This window comes from Streptomyces swartbergensis, assembly GCF_002148965.1.
Lineage (GTDB): Bacteria > Actinomycetota > Actinomycetes > Streptomycetales > Streptomycetaceae > Streptomyces > Streptomyces swartbergensis.
The window spans coordinates 21907-28100 of the sequence record NZ_NGFN01000071.1 but is presented as its reverse complement, the minus strand read 5'-3'; the positions used below and the strand labels follow the sequence as shown (position 1 = coordinate 28100).

General features: G+C 69.7%; 11 protein-coding genes. All 11 read right to left on the bottom strand.

What is annotated here, in order from left to right:
• Positions 1-39: 39 nt before the first annotated feature.
• A complete protein-coding gene (locus CA983_RS46225) occupies positions 40-216 on the bottom strand; it encodes a hypothetical protein (RefSeq protein WP_158101864.1) in 177 nt (58 codons plus the stop codon).
• A 458-nt stretch (positions 217-674) separates the two neighbouring features.
• Positions 675-1082 (bottom strand): DUF6415 family natural product biosynthesis protein, encoded by a 408-nt coding sequence (locus CA983_RS14260; RefSeq protein WP_143645493.1) that lies wholly within the window; start codon positions 1080-1082, stop codon positions 675-677.
• Positions 1079-1558 carry a hypothetical protein gene (locus CA983_RS14255; RefSeq protein ID WP_244206884.1) on the bottom strand — a complete coding sequence of 160 codons (480 nt, stop codon included), beginning with the start codon at positions 1556-1558 and terminating at the stop codon, positions 1079-1081. The genes CA983_RS14260 and CA983_RS14255 overlap by 4 nt, the downstream gene beginning before the upstream one ends.
• 2 nt (positions 1559-1560) lie before the next feature.
• On the bottom strand, positions 1561-1992 hold the full coding sequence (locus tag CA983_RS14250) for a hypothetical protein (protein WP_244206882.1): 432 nt from the start codon (positions 1990-1992) through the stop codon (positions 1561-1563).
• 109 nt (positions 1993-2101) lie between these two features.
• A complete protein-coding gene (locus CA983_RS14245) occupies positions 2102-2332 on the bottom strand; it encodes a hypothetical protein (protein WP_086601264.1) in 231 nt (76 codons plus the stop codon).
• Positions 2333-2447: 115 nt separating this feature from the next.
• A complete protein-coding gene (locus CA983_RS14240) occupies positions 2448-3656 on the bottom strand; it encodes a helix-turn-helix domain-containing protein (RefSeq protein WP_086601260.1) in 1209 nt (402 codons plus the stop codon).
• A 228-nt stretch (positions 3657-3884) separates the two neighbouring features.
• Positions 3885-4250: a hypothetical protein gene (locus CA983_RS14235; RefSeq protein WP_244206880.1), complete on the bottom strand. Its 366-nt coding sequence runs from the start codon at positions 4248-4250 to the stop codon at positions 3885-3887.
• Positions 4247-4690, bottom strand: coding sequence for a hypothetical protein (locus CA983_RS14230; RefSeq protein WP_086601259.1), 444 nt, complete (start codon positions 4688-4690; stop codon positions 4247-4249). Before CA983_RS14230 ends, CA983_RS14235 begins: the two co-directional genes overlap by 4 nt.
• Positions 4690-5007: a hypothetical protein gene (locus tag CA983_RS14225; RefSeq protein WP_086601258.1), complete on the bottom strand. Its 318-nt coding sequence runs from the start codon at positions 5005-5007 to the stop codon at positions 4690-4692. The genes CA983_RS14230 and CA983_RS14225 overlap by 1 nt, the downstream gene beginning before the upstream one ends.
• 57 nt (positions 5008-5064) lie before the next feature.
• Positions 5065-5877, bottom strand: coding sequence for a CHAP domain-containing protein (locus CA983_RS14220; RefSeq protein WP_086601257.1), 813 nt, complete (start codon positions 5875-5877; stop codon positions 5065-5067).
• Complete coding sequence (locus tag CA983_RS14215) at positions 5874-6149, bottom strand: hypothetical protein (protein ID WP_086601256.1); 276 nt, start codon at positions 6147-6149, stop codon at positions 5874-5876. Before CA983_RS14215 ends, CA983_RS14220 begins: the two co-directional genes overlap by 4 nt.
• Positions 6150-6194 lie beyond the last annotated feature (45 nt).

Here is a 6194-nt window from a genome sequence, read left to right as displayed (position 1 = left end):
CGGTCGGGGGGAGGGGGATTCACCGCCGGCCGCCCCTGTCTATGGGTGTCGAGCGAGCTCGCGCTCGAGGTCGACGACCGTGCAGTCGTGCAGTGAGCGCACGAGCTGCCCGGCGAGCACCCAGCGCGCGGCGGGGCTGCCGTATGCGACGACGTCCTTCTTCGGAGTCCGCACCGGCACGCCGAACGCCGAGGGGGCCCAGAGTCGCCCGTACACCGCGCACACCTCACTCGACCGGGCCCGCACCGCTACGTGACCGGTCTCGGCGAGGTGCGGGCACGAGTCCCGCATCTTGACGATGCACGGCGCGCAGCTCGGGGGGTGCGCCGTGAGCAGATTGTTCGGCCACCCTGCCCAATCGCCCCGGCGGTCCTCGAGCAACCAGAGAACGCCGCGCGGATCGTCGTCACGGGGACACCTGCACCCCTGACACAGCAGATGTTGCATCGCCTCGCGTTGCCGCTGGGGGTGAGGGTTGCCGTACTCGGGACGCCCGACGCCCTGCGCCACGGTGCGGCCGTTCCACAGAACGCCGTACTGATCACGATCTTCCGGTGTCTCGTCCGCGTACCCGATACCGCCCCGCGCGGCGTCGTAGACGATCGGCCGGCGAAACGGCTGCTCGCCGCTCCATGCCGAGATATACGGGACGACGCCGGGTCGAGCTAGAGCCTTCACGAGCTGCCCCCCGAGAGGTCACAACCGTCGAGGCGCTCGACCGGCGCGTCGGGTTCCGCTGTAGCGCGAAACAGCTCGACGATGCGACGGGCAAGCTCGGCGACGTGAATCGACCCGGAGATCTGCCCCGTCGATACCGGATGCCGCATGGTGTACTCGGCAGCGTCGACGGCCTTGTCGCACGCGTACCAGTCGCGCGAGCGGTGCGGAACCTCGCCGGCCCGGCGTCGCACGAGAGGTACGAGCCGGTCGACCTCTTCGCGCAGCAGCTTGTCGAGGTCGATGAACTCCTGTGGTTCCCACCACTCGTGACCGGCGCTGAATGCCTTCGTGATCAACGCTCGCACCTCGCTCGGCAGGAGATCGTCGGGCGGTCCGTAGGTGGGTTGGGTGGCAGCTCTCATTTCGCGCCCCTTATGGGGCGGCCGACGCGTGCGATCCCGAGGTGCATGCGCTCGGCAGCGCGGGCGGCCTCTCGGTACTCGTCGACTTCGGCGGCCGTTGCGACGGGCGACAGCTCGTCGAGTCCGACGGCGAGCAGCGCGCGGTCGCTCACGTTGACCGCGCGGGTCCAACGCGGATGCGCGATCTTCAGGGCGTACGCGGTGTCGGTGAACCAGAGCAGCGCGTCGGGCCCTCGCAGTGTGAGGCGTACGCCGACTTCGGGCACGACCGGGCCGGCCGCCACGGTGCCGAGCGACGCCGCCACATGGCGCATGGTCGCCTCGACGACGTCCGGGGAAGGCTCGTCGAACTGGGGTGCCGGATAGGTGAGCATCAGAACGGGCAGTAGCTCGCCCTCGCTCGGCGCGAGCCACGTGCGAGCGTTGAGTCGGGCGATCACGCCGAGGGGAACGGGCTCGAGTACGGTCGTCGGCATCGTCACCGGAGGTCACCTGCGATCAGTGTCGCGCCGGCGGCCGCGTACGCCTCATACAGCTTCGCGCCGTCCGTGAGCGTGTCCTTCGGGGGCACGATCCAAGAGCGGGCGTTCAGCGTGTGCGGGGCGACCACAGCGGGGGGCGGTACGGGGACGAGCTCGCCCGCGGCGAGGACGGTCGCGCCGTCCTGGTCCCAATCGTCGGCCGAGCCGAGCGCCACGAGCACCTCGACGTACGGCTCGGCGACCAGGACCGGGCCGACGGGCTCGCCGGCGGCGCGCAGCGCGTCGACAGTGCGCCACCCCCGGTGACGTCCCATACGGACGACGTCCCAACCGATCCCGGCGGGTACCTCGGCGAGCTGCCCTTGATCCCACAGCGCCAGGGTCCCGCTCACGCTCGCGCCGCTGCTCTTGATCCATCCGACGGACACGAGCCCGTCGAACCCGGCTGCTGCGTCCGCAATGTGCGCGCGGCGCAACCTGTCTTGTGTGCTTCGTCCCGTCGGCTCGCGCTGCGGCCGAGGCTCATTCGTCGTCATGTCACTTGCTCCGCTCATCCGGAGTAGTCGGGGGAGTCGACTCGACGGCGAGCAGTCGCCCGAGCTCGGCGTACAGCTCGGCGGCGCGTGCATGGGTGAGGATCAAGCGCCCGGAACCGACCGGCTCGCCGTCCTTCGTGACCGACAGCGGCAGCGCGAAGCGGCCGGCCCCGGTGACCTGTAACGACCCGTCGCGCTCAATCCGCACACCCTGCGCGGGATTGGCAGTCACGCAAGCCACCCCCGGGCGCCCTCGCTGAGTCATCGTCATGTAACGGACCGTAGAGCGCACACACGAAGGCGACCCGGAAGAATTTTCCGGGTCGCCTAGGGTTCCGGGTTGCCAACTACGCCAGAACGCCCACGTGTTCGGCGATCTGGTGCAGCTCCGCATGCATGTGCGGCCGCGGCCGCTTCATGAGTGACTGCACCGCCTCACGGACGAGCGGGAAGTATTTGATCTCTTCCGGTGACGCTTCCATGATCTGTCGCAGCATGTGCAGCGTCGCGTACTGGTCACCGTTCACGCGGTTCGCGTGCATCACCTCGACGAGATACCGCGTCGTGCGCTCGAGGGGCAGCACGCCCTCGGGAATCGACACGCTGTCGGCGAGGTGCAGCGCCTCGGCGACGTCGCCCTCTTCGGCTGCGAGGTGCACCCCGTGCATCTGCACGTTCGTCGGTCCAAAGGACGTATGGAAGTGGTTCGCGTCCCTGCCGAGCCGGCCCGCGATCCTGTCGGCCTCGCGCAGTAGATCCCATGCGGTCGGCGCCTTGCTGTCGCGGACGGCGGCGATTACCGCGGCGAGGTGCAGCGCCCCGTACGCCGAGAGGTGCTCGGGCGAGGCGTCGTCGCCGGGCCGGCAGTGCGCAATGGTGCTGCGCGCGAGCTCGAGCGAGTCGGCGACCTCGCCGCTCGAGGTGAGGATGCCGCAGACGTTCCACGCGGCGGCCGCGATCAGCGCCGGGTCGCCTGTCTCGTCCGCGATCTGCATCGCGCGGTCGGCGGCGCGCAACGATAGCTTGCGCTCGCCGACGCGCCGCAAGAACACCTGATGCAGATGCAGCAGCGACACGAGCGCCCGGGTCCCCTCGAGCTCGTCCTCGCCCGTCGCCTGCCGCAGCGTCGCGTACGCCTCGGCGAGCAGTCCCGGCAGCATCTCGCCGACCGGCCCGTACCGCTCCGTCTCCGTCTCGTAGACGCCCCACGCCTCGACGACCCGCTCGCCGAGCTGAGCCCCGGTGAGCGCCTCGCCGGGCAGCCCGACGCCGAGCAGCGACGGCGGGGTGTTCAGCGCGCGCCGAATGTTCGGCACCGACGGGTGTTCGGCGCCGCCGACGAGACTCAAGTCGACCGACGGGCCGACGAGATCGGACACGTTCGAGAGCCCGAGCTCGCGCGCAATCGCAATGAGCATCGAGAGCGAGTCGATCCCGTGTACGTTGCGCTCGACCTTGCTGAGCCAATCCTCGGAGCGACCGACGAGCCCGGCGACGGCTGCTTGCGTCTTGCCGGCCTTCGTGCGATAGAACTTGATTCGCTCACCAGTGGTCATGACAGATGGATTGATCATGGAAGCCCCTTATCGGGTGAGAGCACTCAACGACCAGCGTACGACTGACGATTGCGGTCCGCATGGGTCATACTGGGATGCGGCCCCTTCGGGGAGCACTCAACGACCCTCGTCGACTCATCTCGACGGGGGTCGCTCCCGTTCCGGAGCACAACGACAAAAGCGCCCCCGCCGGGCCGTAAGGCCAGGCAGGGGCGCAATGCAAGGGCGTTACTGACCGGTGCCGAGGTGCTCGCGTACGAGCTCGTGCACGTCGTCGGGCGAAGGAGTGATACCCGCTCGGTCCATGCGGGTGATGAGCCGGTCGACCGTCCATGAGTAGGCGCGCAGCAGCGCGCGCAGCCCGACGAGCTCGGCCCGGGTCTCCTGATTCTCCTTCGCTACCTGCGTTAGGGACGCCTGTAGAACCTCGAGCCCGGCCCGGGTCGCATCCGGCTCGGCGGCCGCACGCGCGGCCGCTTCGTTCGCCCGAGCCGTTGCGGCCGCCGCTTGCGACGTCGCTCGCGAGACGAACCACCCGCCGAGCACGGTCCCAATCGTGCCCAGTACGGCAACGATCGCCGCTCCATAGCTCACTGTCCGCCCCCCTCGGGGGACTTACGCGATCGGCGCGGCGTCGGATCTTCCCGCACTGTCGCCGCCCAACAGATCAAGGCGGCGTGACTCGTCGCGAACCATCCCGCGATGAACCACGCGCGCAGATACCCGTCGACCGCACTCACCGCGTAGGCCACCCCCCATACCGACGGCGGTACGAGTGCGGCGAGGAACCCGACCCGGTCGCGGCCGATGCGCAGCCACGCCGAGGCGAAGGTGATCGAGCCGAATACGATCCATACCCACGCCCAGCACTGCATGGGGGCGACGGACGTGAGCAACTCGAGCCCGCGCGGCCGCGGCTCCGGGTCCGCGAGGAACCCGGCGCCGTAACACACCTTGCCCGAGCCGAAGATGAGCAGCACGACGCCGCGGCGGCCGAGCGTCCGCACGAGCTGCCGCGCCGCCGCGGTCGGCACTACCGGACCCCGTCGCCCGGGTCGAGGTACGCGCCCCGGGCGACCGGCTCGAGCACGGGCACCTTCGGATATGACGGCGGCCGCGCCCAACCGAGCAGAACGCCGGCGAAGGTCTGGAGAGCGGTACCGCGCGACCGCTCGCCGAGCCACTCGAGCAGCCTGAAAGCGAGGTAGTACGCAACGCCGAGTGTGACGGTCACGAAGCCCGTGACGGTCGCCGAGTCGATCTCGACGCCGGCACGCACGGCGAGCGTGAGCAGCCATCCCGCGATGAACGGCACGGCGGTGCGCATGAACGATACGAACAGAGCGGGCATGACCGCCCCCTTCCGGTGATGGGTGAGCCCGGCCGCCCGGCGGCGGCCGGGTCGGTGTCAGGCGACGACGTCGAAGCCGTGCTTCGCCCCGAGGCGCCGCAGCGTCGTCGCGCCGGGCGTGCCGTCGGCGTCGCCGCCGGGCTGCGTGCCGGTGAACCCGCATCGCTGCTGCCACAGGCTGTACGCGCTCTTCGTCGCCGTGCCGAAATGCCCATCGGCGTAGCCGGCTGCGAGCAGTCGCTCGGCGACGAGTGCCCGCTCGACGACCTTCGTCGGCTCGTACGAGACGGGCGTGCCCTTCTTCGGCGGGTCGACCTTCGACGCCTTGACGAGCTTCGCGAGGGAGACCTGCGGCCGCTTCGTGCCCGGCGAGCTGCCGGGCGTCGGCTTCGGTGCCGGCTTGTACTTCGGGCGGCCGAACCCGGCGATATCGGCGACGACCCGCACGCGCCTCGCGCACACGTTGAGGGTGTTGCCCTCGATCGTGTACACGTACCGGTGGTCGCTGCTCACGCCGGTCACGATGCCGACGTGATCGATCTTGCCGATCTCGCTCGACCCGTGCCAGTCGAAGAAGATGATGTCTCCGCGGCGTATGCCGCTGTTCTTGATCCCGTTCGTCATGGCGTGCCACTGGCCGGCCGTCTTGAAACGCTGCGCGTGCGCAACGGTGTACGCGAAGTCCTGCCCGAAGAGCACCGCCTCGCGCTCGTCGGCGAGCGTTGCCCAGTAGGACACCGCGGCGTCGCACCATGCGAACTGATAGTTGTACAGCGAGCCGTTCCTCTCCCTGTACCACTGCTGTATGTGGTTCGGCTCGCCGAGCCCGATCGACTTCTCGGCGGCCGCGATCATCCCCTCGAGGCTCATGCCGAGTCGCCCCCCTTCGTGGTGTCCGCGGCCGGGGCGGCGTCGTCCTGGTCGGCTGCCTCGCCCTCGACGTCGTCGGCCGGTTCGGCGTCGTCCTGGTCGACGGGCTCGGGCCGGCTGTAGAACCCCGCCATGTCGGCCGGGCCGTGCACCTCGGCGAGCAACTGCTCTTCGTTCTCGACCGTCGGCCCGTTTCCAGTGCGAGTGAGGTGCTGCGCCTGCTCGTCCTGGTCGCCGAGCCGCTCGGGGATCGGCCTCTCTGTGTCACCCATGGGTGAGCCTCCTGAGTGCGTGCATGAGAAACGCCCCGGCCGGAA

What these genes read in the sequence shown, in the direction of transcription:
- CA983_RS14260 (WP_143645493.1), bottom strand. Translation starts at nt 1,082, where the DNA reads ATGAGAGCTGCCACCCAACCCACCTACGGACCGCCCGACGATCTCCTG.
- CA983_RS14255 (WP_244206884.1), bottom strand. Translation starts at nt 1,558, where the DNA reads ATGCCGACGACCGTACTCGAGCCCGTTCCCCTCGGCGTGATCGCCCGA.
- CA983_RS14240 (WP_086601260.1), bottom strand. Translation starts at nt 3,656, where the DNA reads ATGACCACTGGTGAGCGAATCAAGTTCTATCGCACGAAGGCCGGCAAG.
- CA983_RS14225 (WP_086601258.1), bottom strand. Translation starts at nt 5,007, where the DNA reads ATGCCCGCTCTGTTCGTATCGTTCATGCGCACCGCCGTGCCGTTCATC.
- CA983_RS14220 (WP_086601257.1), bottom strand. Translation starts at nt 5,877, where the DNA reads ATGAGCCTCGAGGGGATGATCGCGGCCGCCGAGAAGTCGATCGGGCTC.
- CA983_RS14215 (WP_086601256.1), bottom strand. Translation starts at nt 6,149, where the DNA reads ATGGGTGACACAGAGAGGCCGATCCCCGAGCGGCTCGGCGACCAGGAC.